At 53.6% G+C, this 15,695-nt stretch carries 13 protein-coding genes and 1 tRNA gene; 10 read left to right on the top strand and 4 right to left on the bottom strand.

What is annotated here, in order from left to right; translation table 11 throughout:
• Positions 1–735 precede the first annotated feature (735 nt).
• Positions 736–951 carry a helix-turn-helix transcriptional regulator gene (locus E0L13_RS08360; protein ID WP_168061692.1) on the bottom strand — a complete coding sequence of 72 codons (216 nt, stop codon included), beginning with the start codon at positions 949–951 and terminating at the stop codon, positions 736–738.
• A 180-nt stretch (positions 952–1,131) separates the two neighbouring features.
• On the opposite strand from E0L13_RS08360, the gene E0L13_RS08355 reads away from it, so the two are divergent.
• The 3 genes from E0L13_RS08355 (at position 1,132) to E0L13_RS08345 (ending at position 3,373) form a co-directional block, all read left to right on the top strand.
• Positions 1,132–1,593 (top strand): hypothetical protein, encoded by a 462-nt coding sequence (locus tag E0L13_RS08355; RefSeq protein ID WP_168061690.1) that lies wholly within the window; start codon positions 1,132–1,134, stop codon positions 1,591–1,593.
• Positions 1,594–1,677: 84 nt separating this feature from the next.
• Positions 1,678–2,001 carry a hypothetical protein gene (locus E0L13_RS08350; protein ID WP_168061688.1) on the top strand — a complete coding sequence of 108 codons (324 nt, stop codon included), beginning with the start codon at positions 1,678–1,680 and terminating at the stop codon, positions 1,999–2,001.
• A 292-nt stretch (positions 2,002–2,293) separates the two neighbouring features.
• Positions 2,294–3,373 carry a site-specific integrase gene (locus E0L13_RS08345; protein WP_168061686.1) on the top strand — a complete coding sequence of 360 codons (1,080 nt, stop codon included), beginning with the start codon at positions 2,294–2,296 and terminating at the stop codon, positions 3,371–3,373.
• Positions 3,374–3,437: 64 nt separating this feature from the next.
• Here the strand turns inward: E0L13_RS08345 and E0L13_RS08340 are convergent.
• Together E0L13_RS08340 and E0L13_RS08335 are read right to left on the bottom strand one after the other, a co-directional pair.
• Positions 3,438–3,513: transfer RNA gene (locus E0L13_RS08340), tRNA-Thr, on the bottom strand.
• Between the two features lie 143 nt (positions 3,514–3,656).
• Positions 3,657–4,391 (bottom strand): cyclase family protein, encoded by a 735-nt coding sequence (locus E0L13_RS08335; protein ID WP_206081593.1) that lies wholly within the window; start codon positions 4,389–4,391, stop codon positions 3,657–3,659.
• A 261-nt stretch (positions 4,392–4,652) separates the two neighbouring features.
• On the opposite strand from E0L13_RS08335, the gene E0L13_RS08330 reads away from it, so the two are divergent.
• From E0L13_RS08330 to E0L13_RS08320, 3 genes are all read left to right on the top strand, one after another.
• On the top strand, positions 4,653–5,435 hold the full coding sequence (locus E0L13_RS08330) for an aldolase/citrate lyase family protein (protein ID WP_168061684.1): 783 nt from the start codon (positions 4,653–4,655) through the stop codon (positions 5,433–5,435).
• A 134-nt stretch (positions 5,436–5,569) separates the two neighbouring features.
• Positions 5,570–6,421 (top strand): dihydropteroate synthase, encoded by an 852-nt coding sequence (gene folP / locus E0L13_RS08325; RefSeq protein ID WP_168061682.1) that lies wholly within the window; start codon positions 5,570–5,572, stop codon positions 6,419–6,421.
• Between the two features lie 127 nt (positions 6,422–6,548).
• Positions 6,549–7,820 carry a hexokinase gene (locus tag E0L13_RS08320; protein WP_168061680.1) on the top strand — a complete coding sequence of 424 codons (1,272 nt, stop codon included), beginning with the start codon at positions 6,549–6,551 and terminating at the stop codon, positions 7,818–7,820.
• On the opposite strand, the gene E0L13_RS08315 is transcribed toward E0L13_RS08320, so the two are convergent.
• Positions 7,762–8,310 (bottom strand): radical SAM protein, encoded by a 549-nt coding sequence (locus tag E0L13_RS08315; RefSeq protein ID WP_346766171.1) that lies wholly within the window; start codon positions 8,308–8,310, stop codon positions 7,762–7,764. The genes E0L13_RS08320 and E0L13_RS08315 overlap by 59 nt on opposite strands.
• A 204-nt stretch (positions 8,311–8,514) precedes the next feature.
• Between E0L13_RS08315 and E0L13_RS08310 the strand changes: the two genes are divergently transcribed.
• Genes E0L13_RS08310 through E0L13_RS08295 form a run of 4 tightly spaced genes read left to right on the top strand, consistent with a single transcriptional unit; the run spans position 8,515 to position 15,617 of the window.
• Complete coding sequence (locus tag E0L13_RS08310; RefSeq protein ID WP_168061676.1) at positions 8,515–9,909, top strand: PLP-dependent aminotransferase family protein; 1,395 nt, start codon at positions 8,515–8,517, stop codon at positions 9,907–9,909.
• Between the two features lie 4 nt (positions 9,910–9,913).
• Entirely contained in the window at positions 9,914–11,176 is a 1,263-nt protein-coding gene (locus E0L13_RS08305; protein WP_168061673.1) for a DNA repair exonuclease, read from the top strand.
• A gap of 5 nt (positions 11,177–11,181) precedes the next feature.
• Positions 11,182–14,166: an AAA family ATPase gene (locus E0L13_RS08300; protein ID WP_168061671.1), complete on the top strand. Its 2,985-nt coding sequence runs from the start codon at positions 11,182–11,184 to the stop codon at positions 14,164–14,166.
• 32 nt (positions 14,167–14,198) lie between these two features.
• Positions 14,199–15,617: a sigma 54-interacting transcriptional regulator gene (locus tag E0L13_RS08295; protein ID WP_168061669.1), complete on the top strand. Its 1,419-nt coding sequence runs from the start codon at positions 14,199–14,201 to the stop codon at positions 15,615–15,617.
• The last annotated feature ends 78 nt before the right edge of the window (positions 15,618–15,695 follow it).

Raw genomic sequence — 15,695 nt, 5'->3', positions numbered from 1 at the left:
TACACAATATGGTACCCATATAAAACCATGGGAACCTATAGGTAATATAAGTTCACTTTAGCCCACCGCCTGCGCTCATTATAATAATTTCATGGTGGGTGTGTCAAGACATGAATTATTCTTTTTGCTCATGATTTAATTACACAAAGGAATGATATAGCAATTTCCTTGTGTTATCGTGTCTTACACCAGATAAATTTATTTTTGGGGATAGGTGTTCCCTGTTTTCTTTTTGCGCCGCACATGGTGCCATATGGCGAGTACACCGCCCAAAAGGTCTACACAGATAGATATTGCACACAGGTCTATTCCTTGCTATGCTGTTTTTTGTCGTTATGCCTGCTCCTGAGCAGGGATTTTCCTTCGATGGTGTGTGTCTGGTATGATTACCCTACCTTACACCGCACAGCCGCAAAACAGCCTTACAGGACAATATGGGCGAATCCTGCATGATGGTCTATTCATGATTTGCTGTTTTTTGCGAGCAGACCAATACAGTTATTAAAATAAAAAGCCTATGGGGTGTCTTAGGTATGTTGATATACCCCGATACCTTTTAGACGCTCAAAACGGCATTTAGACAATAAAACACGGAAAAAGACACCCAGAACACCAGTAAGCAGGAGTGAACGGCCTAGCCTCACGAATATACAGGCGGCTACGTGTCCCACGAGATGGAAGGGAGACAACCAGAAGGAACCCTATGACTGATAGTGGTGTCTGTCTGGTGTCTCGTCAATCATAACGTCTGGTGTCGTGGTCTTGTTTGTCTACGATGGCGAGCCGTTTATGGAGCACGTCAAGGATTTTCTCTAGGTCTTTGACTGTAATAGAACCCCTGCGGAATTTGTCATGAAGGCCATTATAATTCATGCCTGCTTTTTCCGCTACTTCCTTCAAGGTTATGTGCTGTTCGTCGGCAATGGCTTGTATTGTCTCTTTTAACGTCATTTGCATTCACCTTCCTAGTGATGAGGATAATACATCAACCGATAATATGACAGCATTATACCATGATTGGCTTTTTATGTCTTGACTGCACGTGTATTCACGTGTTAACATATGAGCAAATAACACGTATATTCACGTGTTTAAATAACTATCATTCACCCACAAAGGAGAGAAAACACCATGATGAAAGACACCAGCACCACTATTATTTATTCCACAGAAGAAACAGCATCCAACACGCCTATGAGCTACGTACCCCGTGAAGACTATGACGAATTGAAACGGCGAATAACCCTACTGCAACATGATGTAGCAACAGTATTGATTCAGCGCCATATGTACAAGCTGGCCGCATCCCAGCAGTACGACGCATTGAGAGGAACACGGGACGCATTGCTTAACAGAGCCGCCAACACCGACACGGAACTTCTTGATCGTGTAATAGCCCAGACGATAACGCTTGTGGCTAACTACTTCTACCGTGCGGGGCTGGTGGATTCTGTAGAATGTGCGAGCAGTATAGCGGACATATACGACCTTATCGGCTTAGATGACACCCCATTGGAGCAGGTAGCCAATGAACACCATAATATTCTTGATGAAGGAATCAGCAGGGCAAGCATTGAGGCTATAGCAGAATAGAAAGCCTATTTATAGGGAGACACATAAAAGCATATGGGCTTGTGTGTCTCCTATTTTATATATATCAAAGGAGAGATAACCACCATGAAAAAATCCACTATGAAATTAGCACCCCGAACCATGGAAGAACAGGAAACAACAATCGTATTTGACCGTGCAGGCGACACCATGAGAATTTACACGGCAGACACAACCATGATTACATATCTTGATAAAAGATACCCACGTGCAAAGGAATACACCGATAAAGGCGGCCTGTACGCTGTTGAGTATGTCGTGGATAAGGATTTATTGTCATTCAGGACTAAGAAGGTCAAAAGGACATTGACACCTGAGCAAAAAGAAGCCAGACGGCAGATACTCGCACGGAATCGCAAAAAGAAAACTACAATGGCACAAGATTCATGATTTTTTGCTAGTAGATAGATACCAGTATCTAAAATAAAAATCTTTAGCGGCTTTTAGGTGTAATTACCCTTGAAGGATATTTCAATTTTGTAAATCGCTATTTTATCAAGAAAAAAGACACACAGAGACAAATGAATACGACCGCAGCCATAGGGAGCCAGCATATACCGCATGTGTTGGTTCTCTTTTTTTGTGTGTTTTTATATTTTGATGACGGCATGATATAGTAAAGGCGAGATTGCTTTTCTATGTTGTGTCGTCCTTTTTATATACGAAGGGATGACAGTACGATATGATGACACAACATAATGAATCATCAGCAGTGAAACTCGACAATGAACAATTAATGCAAATGGCGCAACTCATTTCCCAGAACATCGCACCTGTACAGGCGAAGCAATGGGAAGGAAGCCATATTCTTGTCAACGACTATATGACGGAATGGCTGGAAGCTAAACACGGGATAGACATAGTACAAAAGACATACGAGAACTACGAAGGGCGGTACAGGAATCACATAAAGCCATTCTTTGAAGGTAAAACGCTCATGGATGTCTCGTATAATACCGTGTCGGCATTTGTGAAGCATCTGAAGGCTAAAGGTGTTACTGACAGTACAATTCATGATATAGTCCGTGTTTTGTCTATTGCGCTTAATGAGGCTGTAAACGTGCGGGAGCTAATCCCTAAGAATCCCTGTGATGGAGTTCATTTGCCGAAGATCAGGCAGAAGAAAAAACGCCCGACCATTACAGACACAGAAGCAAGAAAGCTCTTTGAGGTGTGTAAAGGACATCATTATTGGATTGCTATTCCTATCCTGTTGATGTGCGGCATGAGAAAAGGCGAACTGCTGGCCTTGACATGGAACGATGTTTTTCAAGATGAAGACACAGGGCAATGGTATATCAGCATCAATAAGAAAGTATCTGCCAGTAAGGGGAAACACACTGTAGAGAAGTTCATGAAGACACTGGAAGGATATAGAAATGTAGCTATTCCGCAAGTTCTGGTGGATTTGATGTTCTACTACAAAGAGCATACACAGCGAAACAGCCGAACATATATCATTGCACAAAAGCGACAGGACAAAATGGAGAGTACGAGGAATTTCAATCGAACGTTTACACGATGGAAAGAGAAAGCAGGCATTACGAAGCCTATTAGTCCTCATTCCTGCCGTCGTGCTTTTGCGACACGTTTAGTATTGGAAGGTGTACCCTTGGAAGCCATGAAAAAGCAGGGTGGATGGAAAAGCGACAAAATGCCGTATTACTACGCTGATGAAGCACAAACGGACATACTTAAAAACAAATGTGCCGACATCATGGGGCAGCATTGGGCAGGGCAGTTCGTTCCTGTTGCTGAATAGACATACGAGAAAATAGCATAAAAAAAGAACCCCATTGCGGTAACAATGGAGTTCCTTATGGTTTTGGAGCCACTAATAGGATTCGAACCTACGACCCTCTCATTACGAATGAGATGCTCTGCCAGCTGAGCTATAGTGGCGAGTACTCTGTTATTATATGCGGAGATGGATGTTTTGTCAATACTTTTTTTGAAATAATTTGAATTTGTGTGAAGGGCTGTTAGCAAGTGTTGTAAGAGAGCAAAAAAAGAAATGGCCGAAACCATTTCTTTTTCTGCTAACGTTATTCTTTTGGGTAGACGGCGAAGACCCGTGCCGGGAAGCCGACGCCGTTTTTTACCTTGGGGAAGGTGACGAAGATGATGGCTCCTGTCGGAGGAAGAGCGTCGAGGTTGGTCATGAGTTCGACTTGCAGCCTGTCTGTTTCTAAGATATAGATTTCGCCGGCAAAGTTGACATTGGCTCTCGGGGCGTCCGTGTCAGCTGTTTCGTGTCCAATTGCGCCGATATGGCGTTCTTCGACGAGCCAATGCAGCGCGTCCAGCTTCCAGCCGGGATAATGGGGCTGATTGTTTTCATCGTAGTTGTTCATGTCTGGCCGCTTGGACCAGTCGGACCGGAAGGCAACAAAGGCGCCTTCGGGAATGGGGCCGTGCTCCTGCTCCCATTCCTGCAGGTCGGCAATGGTCAGCTCGTAGTCGGCGTCTGCTGCACAGGCTGCCGATTTATCGATGACGACAAGAGGATATACCATTTCCTTCAGTGTCATTTGGTCCAGCGTGCGCGCTCCTTGGACGAAGTGGCCCGGGGCGTCGACGTGGGTGCCGAATTGGCCGGCAGGAATGACGTATTTGTCGGAGTGGAAAATGCAGTCAGGACTAAAATCGTAAATGACTTCGGTGGTTAAATCGCCGAAGCCGTACCAATGGGGCGTCGCAGGACTTAGTTCATGCGTTAAATCTACCCAGCAATAAGCCGGAGATTTTAATTCGTTGACAAATTCCCATAATTTCATCATATGAAGCCCTCCCTTCGCAATAGGCGATGTGCTGCGTTTCAGTATATATACAGAATTCTATGCAGATGAAAGGATTCCTTCTGATAAACGAGAAATTTATATGAATTGACGAGATAAATGCAACGTGTGAAAAGCATAAGCATAGTTATTCGAAAATAATCAAAGAACGCCGAGTGTCTTGCGCAATGGGTTCGAATTTTATATTATAAGAATTAAAGATACCAACGCTGATATCAGCGCAGCATCGGGGAGGGATTAGAGGTGAAAAATCGATTTTTAGACAAATTCTGCAGCGGTGAGCCTTCTGTCGGGACGTTTTTTGAAATGGGCGGGCCGGCTGTCGGGGAAATGATCGCCTTGACGGATTTGGATTATTTTGTGATTGACGGCGAGCACGGGCCCTATGACGTGCTTCAGGCTGCCGATATCATCCGGGCGGCCGAAGGCGCCGGCACGGCGGCTCCCTTTGTGCGGGTGAAAGACAGCCAGCGCAATTCCATTCTGCGCATGCTCGACGTCGGCGCGAAGGGCTTGATTATCCCGCAGGTGCAGAGCGTCGACGAGGTGCGGCGCATCGTCGAATACGGAAAATATTATCCCGTCGGCAGCCGGGGATTCGCGCCGACGCGCAATTCGCTGTACGGCTGCTCGGACGACGCAAAAGGGAGCGTGCAGGAGTATTTCGACCGATGCAATGCGTCGCAGCTGCTGATTCCGCAGTGCGAGACGATGGGCTGCTTGGCGGCTATTGAAGAGATTGCTGCCGTAGACGGCGTCGACGGGATCTTTGTCGGGCCCTATGATTTGTCCGTCGCCATGGGCGCGCCGGCGCAGTTTGACCGGCCGGAATTTGCCGCCGCCTTGACGCGGGTGCTGGAAGCGGTACAGCGTGCCGGTAAGTTCTGCATCATCTACGCCGATTCGGAAGATGCGGCGGTGAAACGCTTTGACGAGGGATTTGACAGCGTGGCCTTGTCCATGGACTGCATCTTGTACCGCCGGGCGATCAACGGGGCCGTCGCCGCGATCAAAGGGGCCTTATAGCGGTTGCCTTGCGGCGCGCCGCCTGATATAATAGAAATGGTTTTACGCAGGTTACGAACCGAATGAAGGATAACGACTGCGGCATGGATGTCATGCCCTTCGTTATCCTTTTTTAGTATGGGAGGGAGATACGAATGAAAAAAGAGATTCGCCGCTATGCATGGAAGGATGGAAAAACGCTGACGATAGGGGAAAAGACGCTGATTATGGGCATACTGAACTATACGCCCGACTCGTTTTCCGACGGCGGCAAATGGAATCGCATAGACGATGCCCTGCGTCATATGGAGGAGATGGTCGCCGACGGGGCGGACATCATTGATATCGGCGCTGAATCTACGCGCCCAGGTCATCAGGCGATTACGGCGGAGGAAGAAATCGAGCGGCTTCGCGGTATCTTGCCGAAGCTGGCTGCTGCCTGCCCCGTGCCTATTTCCGTCGATACGTACAAGGCGGAAACAGCTGCCTATGCCCTGGAAATGGGAGTCCATATCATCAACGATATTTGGGGGCTCCAGTATGAGGCGGAGCCCGGACGGATGGCGGCCGTCGCTGCGGCCAAGAATGTGCCGGTCGTGGCAATGCACAATCAAAACGGCACGGAGTATACCGATATAATCGGCGATATGAAGGCCTTTTTTTCCCGTACGGCTGCTCTGGCTGCCGAAGCGGGACTTGCGCAGAGCAAGCTCATCTTCGACCCGGGCATCGGCTTTGGCAAGACTTTTGCCCAAAACATATACGTCATGAAGCATTTGCGCGAACTGACGGCCCTGCCGTATCCGATGCTCCTCGGCCCCAGCCGCAAGCGGTTCATCGGCGAAGTCCTCAACTTGCCGGCAGAAGAGCGGATGGAAGGGACGGGCGCGGCCTGCGTCGCCGGCGTGTTGGCAGGCTGCGCGATCATGCGGGTCCACGATGTCAAGCCGATTGCCCGCATGTGCCGCATGGCCGACGCGCTGCGCGAAGACGGCGGCTCGAGGTAATCTGGCCGCAGGGTATAGGTATGCGGAATTTTTTCTGAATTCATGCAAAATACGGGGCTGGTTATGGATATATATGGTACAATAAGAGTGTACAACGCGGATTTGCATGAACGAGGAGGAATACCGTATGAGTCGTGAAGTGACCGATTGGATGAATATAGCCCAGTGCTTTTATTGGAGCAACGAGCGGCTGCTGCAGTTTTCCCAGCAGTTTTCCGCTGAAATAGAGCGCGTCCTGGCTGGACAGCCTTCATCGCTTCAAGCTGTTAAGTCGTATTTGTCCCTGCCGACGGGCAGGGAGCAGGGGACCTACCTGGCTCTCGACTTCGGCGGCACGAATGTGCGCGTTTCTCGGATTCGCCTGCTGGGGCACCATTGCTTTATCGTGGAGAAAAAGGTTTCCCGCCCGCTGAAAAAGGACGGCGAATACAACTATATGACGGCTCAGACGACAGCGGACGAATTGTTTGATTTCATTGCCGATCTCGTAGGCGAAGCAGCCGGCGGCAATAAGCCCTTCTATTTAGGTCATACCTTTTCCTTCGGCGTCGCGCAGCACGATGTCGGCGACGCTCAGTTTCTGCAGTGGTCGAAGGAAATTACCGTCGCCAGAGCTGAAGGCCGCATGGTCAATGACATGCTTCGGCAGGCCCTGCTGCGAAAGGGCTTGGACGACATCATTCCCGTTGCGCTGCTCAACGATACGACGGCTTTGCTGCTGGCTGCAGGATATCAGCACGGCCAGTCTCAGGTCGGCATCATTTGCGGGACGGGATTTAATATTTGCTATTACGAGCCGCGCTGGGATATGATTGTGAGCCTGGAAGCCGGCGGATACGACGGCATGGCCCGGACGAACTGGGATATCGCCGTAGACGAAGCGTCGCGGCAGCCGGGATACCATCAGCTGGAAAAAATGGTCAGCGGCGCCTACCTGAGCGAAATATACCGCCGCGTCGCCATGGAGTATTTGGAGGCCGAATCCATGCCGGCCTTTACGACGGAGGCGATGAATCATATCGTGGCAAACGACAGCCCGGCCGAAGGGCGGCTGCTCATGGGGCGCGTATGGAAGCGGATCGTCGCCCAGCAGGACGTCAAGCCTCTGCGCAGCATCGGTGCGGCGGTCTTCGTGCGTTCAGCTCAGCTGACAGGGGCGTCCTGCTTCGGCGTGCTCCGCCATTTGTATCCCGACGGCGCGATTCCCGCTCAGACCATTGCCGTAGAAGGCAGTGTATTGGAGCATGTACGGGGCAGTTTATTCATGCTGGAAGACGCCTTGCACATTTGCCAGGCCGGCTTCGCCAGAGGGAAAAAGATCGAAGCGTCGCCCGTATTAGTCAAAGACGGCCCTTCAGTCGGCGCGGCCATCGCCGCGGCCATGGCTGCCCATCATTAGCCGGGCAGGCCGATTTTGGGTCTAAGTCGCGGAGCCTTTCCATATCGGCAGACAGGTCATTTCCCTTCGTCGTCAAGTAGTCGCCGATCATGAGGCCGTTGAACCCTCCTGTCAGGCCGATTTTATCGTCTATCCTATGGGTAGAACAAATATGAGAAAAATATGACGGAGCCGTTTCGATATTGGCGTGATACTGCGAGACGCCGGCGCGCCTGAGCTCGCTGGCTTGGGTGGCTGTAATCAGGCCGGGGGAACAGCAGGCCTGCAGTCCTGCGTCACGGGTAGAGGAAATCACGTGCGGGATTTCGGCGAACTCGGCTCCTTCACGGACGGAGCGCCCGCTGGTCACGATGGAAAAGCGGGACGCTCCCTTTTCTTTTGCCTTTTCAGCGGCGTCTAGTATAGCGGCCTGGTCCAGACGCGGATAGGACGGGAGTTTCGTTTGGTAATGAGACGATTGGGCGCAGAACCGGCAATCTTCGTAGTAAATTTCCTTGAACGTTTTTTGTAAATATACTAAACGGATGCCGGAGAATTAACTATTTGCAATTAAATAAAACGTTAACAATAAGAGCTGTACATACTTTTTATCGCTGTAAACTTGTACAGATATTTTGTTTGTCAGCTCTTTTCACTAGGCCAGTTTTTCGCTACAATATAACTAATCATGACAAATCATAGTTAGGTGTCTCGTATGCTGCAAATCGACAGAACGCTTAAAATACCATATTATGTACAAATCTATAGATATTACCGCCGCGAGGTGGAAGGACAGCGCATGATTGCCGGCATGAAGCTGCCTTCTGTCCGCGAGCTGGCCCAGACGGTGAACGTCAGCAAGATGACCGTGGAAAAGGCCTATTATCAGCTGGCGAGCGAAGGCTATATTTTACGCAGGAATAAGGCGCGGTATGAAGTGGCCTTCGTCGGCCAGAGCCGGGAAGCTGCCGGAGGGCCGGGCGATGAAGAGGCGCCGGCTGCGTCGCGCCGCTCCTACTTATATGATTTTGGAAGCGGCGACATGGATATGGAGCGCTTTCCCTTGGAAATTTGGCGGAAGTACATGAATAAGGTGCTGTCGGAGCCGGCATACCTGACGGCCTGCAATGACGAGCAGGGAGTACCGGATCTGCGGGACGCCCTGAGCCGCTACGTCTATGAGACGCGCGGCGTCTATGCGCCGCCGGAGCGCATTATCGTAGGCGCCGGTACGGCGGCCCTGCTGGGCGTGCTGACGTCGCTGCTGCGGGAGGATCACTCCGATATTGCCGTAGAAAATCCCGGCTTCCGCCTGGGACGGGAGCTGTTCCGCAACATGGGATACGGTATTGTTCCCGTAGCGATACGGCAGGGGATTCTCGACATGGATGCCTTGGAACGCAGCGGGGCGTCGCTGGTGTACGTCAGCCCGTCGCACCAGTTTCCTACGGGGACGGTCATGCCTATCGGCATGCGCCGGCAGCTGCTCCGTTGGGCCGAAGAGCGCGAAGGCGTCATCATTGAGGACGACTACGACAGCGAGCTGCGCTATTACGGCCGGCCCATTCCGGCCTTGCAGGGGCTGGATACGTCGGGCCGGGTTATTTACATGGGAGCCTTATCCAAGGTGCTTCCTTTTTTTGTCCGCCTGAGCTATATGGTGCTGCCGCCGAAGCTGATGGAGCTGTACAATGAACGGCGGAGCTTGTTCCGGCAGGGAGCCTCCGTGCCGGAGCAGTGCGTGCTGGCCGCGTATATTCAAAGCGGCGAGCTGGCCCGGCAGGTGCGCCGCCTGCGCAAGGATTATCAGGAGAAAGGCGCGCTCATGGAGCGCCTGCTGCTGGAGGCCTTCGGGAAGGACATTTCCGTGAGCCGCGTCGTGTCCGGCGTGTATTGCCACGTTGCCCTGCAGAGCCCCCACGACGAGAGCGAGCTGCGACGCCGGGCGGAAGAGCGGGGATGCCGCGTGCTGGCGATGCAGTCTTTTTACGAGCGGCCGGAGCAGGCGAACACGAAGGAATTTCTCTTGTCGTTTTCAAAGATACCTAGTCAAAACCTGAAACAGGCCGTTGCGGCCCTGCGTCAGGCCTGGACGGAAAAGGAAGGATAGCGTCATGGCAAAAAGTTTACGATTTATTCATTGCGGCGATTTACATTTAGGCAGTCCCTTTCACGATGTCGCCGCTGTCGGCAGCCGGTGGCAGCGCATTGTAGGCAAAGCGCCGATGCGGGCGTTTCAGAAAATCGTGCAGCTGGCCATTGATAAAAAAGCGCACGCCGTGCTGATCAGCGGCGATGTATATACGAGCGCGACGCACAATTTGACGGCCCAGCTGGACTACGTGCGGCTGCTGCACAAGCTGGCGCAGAACAATATACAGGTCTTCGCCGTCTTGGGCAATCACGACCCCATGGAGGCCTGGAAGGCCCGGATTCCCTTTCCGCCGAACGTACACATTTTCAGCGCCGAGAAAATAGAGCGCATGCCCCTCGTCGTCGACGGCGAGGAAGTGGCGGCCGTGTACGGCCAGAGCTACGCCAAGGCGGAACAGCGGGACAATCTGGCCTGGAACTTTGCCCGCGAGGCCGGGGACCGCTACGCCATCGGCCTGCTCCATACGCAGATCGGCGGGCCGTCTCCCTACGCGCCGTGCTCTCTTACGGATTTGAAAGAGAGCGGCATGGACTATTGGGCCTTGGGCCATGTCCACGCTCATCAGATACTGAGCGAAAAGCCCTATATCGTGTATGCCGGAAGCCCGCAGGGCTTAGACTGCACGGAGACCGGCGCGCACGGCTGCTATTACGTAGAGGTCGGCCCCTACGGGACGACGAAGGTCGAGTTTTTAGATACGAGCATCGTCCGCTGGGAAAGCACGGACATCAGCATCGAGTCGATTGAATCGGTGTCGGGCCTGCGTGAGGCCGTGCGGTTCGCCAAGGAAAAAATCCGCCGCGACATCGGCAAGCCGACGTTCCTGACGGTCAATTTCACCGGTGCCGGCAGCATGTACCAGGTCATCAACAATCCCGAAGCGACGCAGTACTGGATTGACAGCTGGCGCGAAGAGGAGCAGGGGAAATACGCCTTCGTCATGGTGGAACGGCTGCGCAATATGGCCCGGCCGAAGATCAATCTGACAGAACGGAGCAAGCTGCCCGATACGGTAGGCGATTACTTGAATGTCGCCGACAAGCTGGCCGCCCTGCCGCCGGAAGAGATGGTCCAGGCCCTGCGGGAGATCCTGCGGGAACGGCCCGAATTCGACCGCCTCGGGGCGTACGGCAAGGCGATTTCTGACGACAGGCTGCTGGAAGCCTTTGAAAAAGCCAAGTGGCTGGGGATGCAGAAATTGCTGGAAGATGGAAGAGGATAGGACTTATGAAGATTATACAGATGAATTTAGACGATTTCGGCATTTACCACAATGTCGAATGGAACCCGCCGGAAACGGGGCTCATCGTCATGCACGGCCATAATGAAAGCGGCAAGACGACGCTGATGAAATACGTACGCTCCATGTTTTTCGGCTATCTGCGCGGCGATTGGAAGGGCTTTTTCGGCCATATGGATATTCGCCGAGACGACGGGCGCGAATACCGCATATATCGGAAGGAAAAAGAATCGTATATGACGGACGGCCAGCTGACGCTGCACGACGAGCCGGCCGACTTGTGGTGGCACGGCCTGGACCGGCAGACCTACGATAAAATTTTCGCCATGGGTCTGGAAGATTTGCAGGGCTTTAAGATATTATCCAACGAAAAGGTGCGCAGCCAGTTTTTCAGCGTTGAAGGAGGCGTGCGCATGGGCGCGACGCGACGGGATATCATCCGCCAGATGGGCGATCTCCTCGTTGCGTCGCCTCAGGGAAAGAAGCCGATTAACGTCCTGCTGGCGGAGCAGCGTGACTTTGACAACCGCATCCGGGCTCTGTCCTACGACGAAGACGAGTTTGCCCAGCTTCAGGTGAAGGAGCAGGCGACCCACGAGACGGAAAACCGCATACGGCTGAGCATCGAAGAAACGAAGCAGCAAATCGAGCGCATCTCCATGCCCATCGCTGCCTGGGACGTATACAAGCGGGGACAGGACGCGCTCAAGCGCATGCAGGATCTGGCCGACGTCTCCCAGTTTCCTGCCGACGGCGCGCAGAAATGGACGGAGCTGGAAACGAAGATAGGGGAAATCGACGAGCAGATTCGCAAGCTGGAAGCGCTGTCAGCCAAGGGGCCGGCCTTCCGCGAGGAATGGAACGGCTGGCTGCTGTGCGGCCCGCAGCTCGACGACCTGTACCTGCACGTCGGCGAGTGGAAGCAGGGGTTGGAAGAAGTCGCTGCCCATGCCGACATGGAAATAGACTGGCAGTTTGAACAAAATCAATGGGCAGAATTGCTGAAGCAATGGACCGGCGATACGATTCCGTCTTCCGTCGATTGGACCGGCGGACAGGCAGCGGCGGCCGGACTGGCCCGCTGCGAGCAGGAGCTGGAAAAGTGGCAGGCCGCCAAGCCGAAAAACGTCGCGGCGGACAAGGCGGAAATACCTGCCGAAGGGGAACCGTCCAAGGAGGAATGGCAGGCCGTGGGCAAGGCCGTTTCTTCCATTCAGGAATGCCTGATGGAGAGGAAGAAGCTGCGCGAACAGCTGCAGTGGCTGAAATCGGACGGCAGCGGCGTATCTCACGGACCGGCCGTACTGGCGGTCCTGTGTTTAGTTGCTGCGGCCGGGCTGGCGGCGATGGTCTTCATATACGGCATGGACCAGCTGTTTGGTTACGGCGCCGGCCTTTGCCTGGCCTTGGCCGCCGCGGCCTTTGCCAAGCAAAAATCGCTGGCCGGCAAGGGCCCCCGGCGGATTGAGGAATTGGAAAAGAGCCTGGCCGCCGTGCAGGAGCGGATGGAAGCCCTGGCGGCGGAGGCGAACGCAGGTCTGGCGGCGAGTGACGATGACGACGTCTGGTCGCGTAAGCTGGACGAAATCAGGATGCGGTACATGGACTGGAAGACTCAGGAGTCGAAGACAGTCTGGGAAAAAGAACAGAAGGTCATGTACGACGCTATTTATGACGAGTGGAATAAGAAGGGCGCCGCCTGGCAGAGCAAGCTCGAAGCCAGCCGGAAGGCTTGGGAATCATGGCGCAGCGGCAGCGGATTTGCTTCTCTTGAAGTCGGCCAGCTGGCTCAGGCCAAGGAAGTATGGGACAAATGGCACGCCGCCGTGTCGGCGTCTGAGAGCTGGCGCGTCCGTAAGGAAGAGCTCCTGCGGCGCATGGGCCAGTGGCGCGACAGCGCAGAGCAGCTGTTTCGGGAATTGGGCGTCGCCGGTGAAGGCACGCCGGAACAGACAGAGACTGTATATAAGCAGTGGCAGACGATCCGCGTGCAGGCCGAAGTAGCCCGGGAGCAGGACAAGCAGCAGCAGGAGCGGCAGGACCAAATCGTCCAGCTGCGAAAGGACAAGGAAATCCGGCAAAATCAGCAGCAGGATTTATTGGCCCTGACCGGCGCTCAGACGACGGGAGAATTCCGTAGCAAGGTTCTGAAATTCCGCCAGTTCCAGCAGTATAAGGAAGTATACGAGCAGTCCGAAGCCCACATCCGGCTCATTGCCAAGACGCCGAAGCAGCTGGCAGAGCTGCGGCACGAGCTGAAAGTCCATACACTGAAAAACTGGACGGACGAACGGGAATACTACGAAAAGAAAATCGCCGACGCGGAAAAGAAATTGGCCGAAGTCGCCGAAAAGCGGGGCAGTATCGTAGAACGGCTCAGCCAGATGGCCAAGAGCGACGCCTATGGCCGGCTTCTGCAGGAAAAACAAAACCGCAAGGCCGAGCTGGACGGCAAGGTGAATGAGTGGCTGACCTATCTTTTCGCTCAGTATATGCTCGGCGAGGCCCAGTCGTATTACGAGCGGGTGCGCCAGCCCTTAGTCATCCGCCAGGCCGGCGATTACCTTCATCTCATGACCCAGGGCCGCTATACCCTTCAGGCCAGCTTTGACGGCCGCCAGCTTTACGCCGTCGACGGTACGCAGCGGCGCATTCCGGAAAAGCAATGGAGCAGCGGCTTGGGCGACCAGATTTATTTGGCCATACGCATCAGCCTGGCTATGGCGTTTTCCAAACAAATCGAGGCGATGCCTTTGATTTTGGATGACATCCTTGTCCGCTTCGACGAACAGCGGCAGAAGGAAGCCATTCACTTCTTGGCCGACTTAGGCAAGAAGGAACAGATTTTCTTATTTACCTGCTCCCAGATGACGAGAAATCTCGCCGGCGAGGTGCAGAAGGAATTAGCCGGAGAAACCGATACGATTCATTTATTTGAAATCGAGCAGGGAACGATTCGGCAGAGCGTATAACCCGCGCGATTGGAAAGGCAGGTGCAGAAGCTATGACGGTTACTCGGCCGGCGCTGCCGTCCGCTATGATGCTGGCGGCGATGGACGCCGTAAGCGACGGCATCGTTATCGTAGACAAGGATTCCCGTATTATTTACATAAACGACGCGTATACGCGCATCCTGCGGGTAGAGCGGCAAAAGGTGCTGCACAAGCAGATCAGCGTCATCGAGCCGGGCGCCGTCATCTTGGACGCCTTGCGCGACAAGCAGCCCCGCTCGCGACTTCCCGTAGAAGTCAAGACGCGGGGCAAGCAGATTCTGGTCAACATTACGCCGATTTTTGACGGCGGCGAGGTTATCGGAGCCGTGTCGGTCTTTGAAGACATTACGGAGCTGTCCCTCAGCCATCAGGAGCTGGAACGGGCCCAGCGGCTGAGCCGGTCTATCTTCAAGGCCGCTGCCGACGGCTGCCATACGCTGCCGCCGGAATTATCCCATATCGTCGGGGACAGCGCCAAGTTCCTGCGCTGCCTGCGGCTGGCGGAGCTCGTGGCTCCGACTGACGCGACCGTCCTGGTAGAAGGGGAAAGCGGCGCAGGCAAGGAAGTCGTCGTCGACGGGATTCTGCGCCTCAGCGGCCCGCGGCAGCGTCCCTTCGTCAACATAAATTGCTCGGCCATTCCGGAAAGCCTCATGGAAAGCGAGCTCTTCGGCTATACGGCCGGCTCGTTTACCGGCGCGGCCAAGGGCGGCAAAGCCGGGAAGTTTGAGCTGGCCGACGGCGGCACCATCTTTCTCGACGAAATCGGTGAAATGCCGCTGTTTATGCAGGCCAAATTGCTGCGGGCCCTGCAGTCGGGGGAAATACAGAAAATCGGCTCCGACACGATGCAGAAGGTCGACGTCCGGGTGATCGCGGCGACGAACCGCAACCTGAAGCAGATGGTGCGGGACGGAAAGTTCCGGGAAGACTTGTACTTCCGCCTCAATACCTTTACCATCGTCATTCCGCCCCTGCGGGAGCGGGGCGAAGACGTACTGCTCCTGGCAGAGTATTTCCTGGGGAAATTTTCCAAGAAGTATGGAAAGACAGGACGCCTTTCGCCGGCAGTGCAGCGGTTTTTCCTGTCCTATGCCTGGCCGGGAAACGTGCGGCAGCTTGAAAGCTGCATGGAGTACGCCGTCATCGTATGCGGCGACGGCGAAATCCGGATGGAGCATCTGCCCGAAGAGCTGCAGGGCTTTCCGGCAGAGGGAGACGGTACGGACGCGGCAGAAGCTTCCGCTGCAGGCGCGCCGCATGGCTTAAAGGCCGACATACAGGCTATGGAGCGGGATTATATTCTCCGCGTGCTGAAAGAAACCGGCGGCAACAAGACCAAGGCCATGGAAGTCCTGGGAATCAGCCGCCGTACCTTTTATAAGAAGTGGAAACTCTACGGACTAGATAAAGAATCGTCTATAAAGTAAACACTATATACATGGTAAACACAAGAAATCCTCCCAGGTATACAGTTTGTACTCGTATCGCCGGGAGGATTTTTTGTA

The sequence above is a fragment of the Megasphaera sp. SW808 genome, from assembly GCF_012027795.1.
Classification (GTDB): Bacteria; Bacillota; Negativicutes; order Veillonellales; family Megasphaeraceae; genus Megasphaera; species Megasphaera stantonii.
This window is presented reverse-complemented; position numbering and strand designations above follow the sequence as displayed.

What these genes read in the sequence shown, in the direction of transcription:
- folP (WP_168061682.1), top strand. Translation starts at nt 5,570, where the DNA reads ATGAAAAAAGAGATTCGCCGCTATGCATGGAAGGATGGAAAAACGCTG.
- E0L13_RS08295 (WP_168061669.1), top strand. Translation starts at nt 14,199, where the DNA reads ATGACGGTTACTCGGCCGGCGCTGCCGTCCGCTATGATGCTGGCGGCG.
- E0L13_RS08305 (WP_168061673.1), top strand. Translation starts at nt 9,914, where the DNA reads ATGGCAAAAAGTTTACGATTTATTCATTGCGGCGATTTACATTTAGGC.
- E0L13_RS08360 (WP_168061692.1), bottom strand. Translation starts at nt 951, where the DNA reads ATGACGTTAAAAGAGACAATACAAGCCATTGCCGACGAACAGCACATA.
- E0L13_RS08335 (WP_206081593.1), bottom strand. Translation starts at nt 4,391, where the DNA reads ATGATGAAATTATGGGAATTTGTCAACGAATTAAAATCTCCGGCTTAT.
- E0L13_RS08355 (WP_168061690.1), top strand. Translation starts at nt 1,132, where the DNA reads ATGATGAAAGACACCAGCACCACTATTATTTATTCCACAGAAGAAACA.
- E0L13_RS08345 (WP_168061686.1), top strand. Translation starts at nt 2,294, where the DNA reads ATGATGACACAACATAATGAATCATCAGCAGTGAAACTCGACAATGAA.
- E0L13_RS08300 (WP_168061671.1), top strand. Translation starts at nt 11,182, where the DNA reads ATGAAGATTATACAGATGAATTTAGACGATTTCGGCATTTACCACAAT.
- E0L13_RS08320 (WP_168061680.1), top strand. Translation starts at nt 6,549, where the DNA reads ATGAGTCGTGAAGTGACCGATTGGATGAATATAGCCCAGTGCTTTTAT.
- E0L13_RS08310 (WP_168061676.1), top strand. Translation starts at nt 8,515, where the DNA reads ATGCTGCAAATCGACAGAACGCTTAAAATACCATATTATGTACAAATC.
- E0L13_RS08350 (WP_168061688.1), top strand. Translation starts at nt 1,678, where the DNA reads ATGAAAAAATCCACTATGAAATTAGCACCCCGAACCATGGAAGAACAG.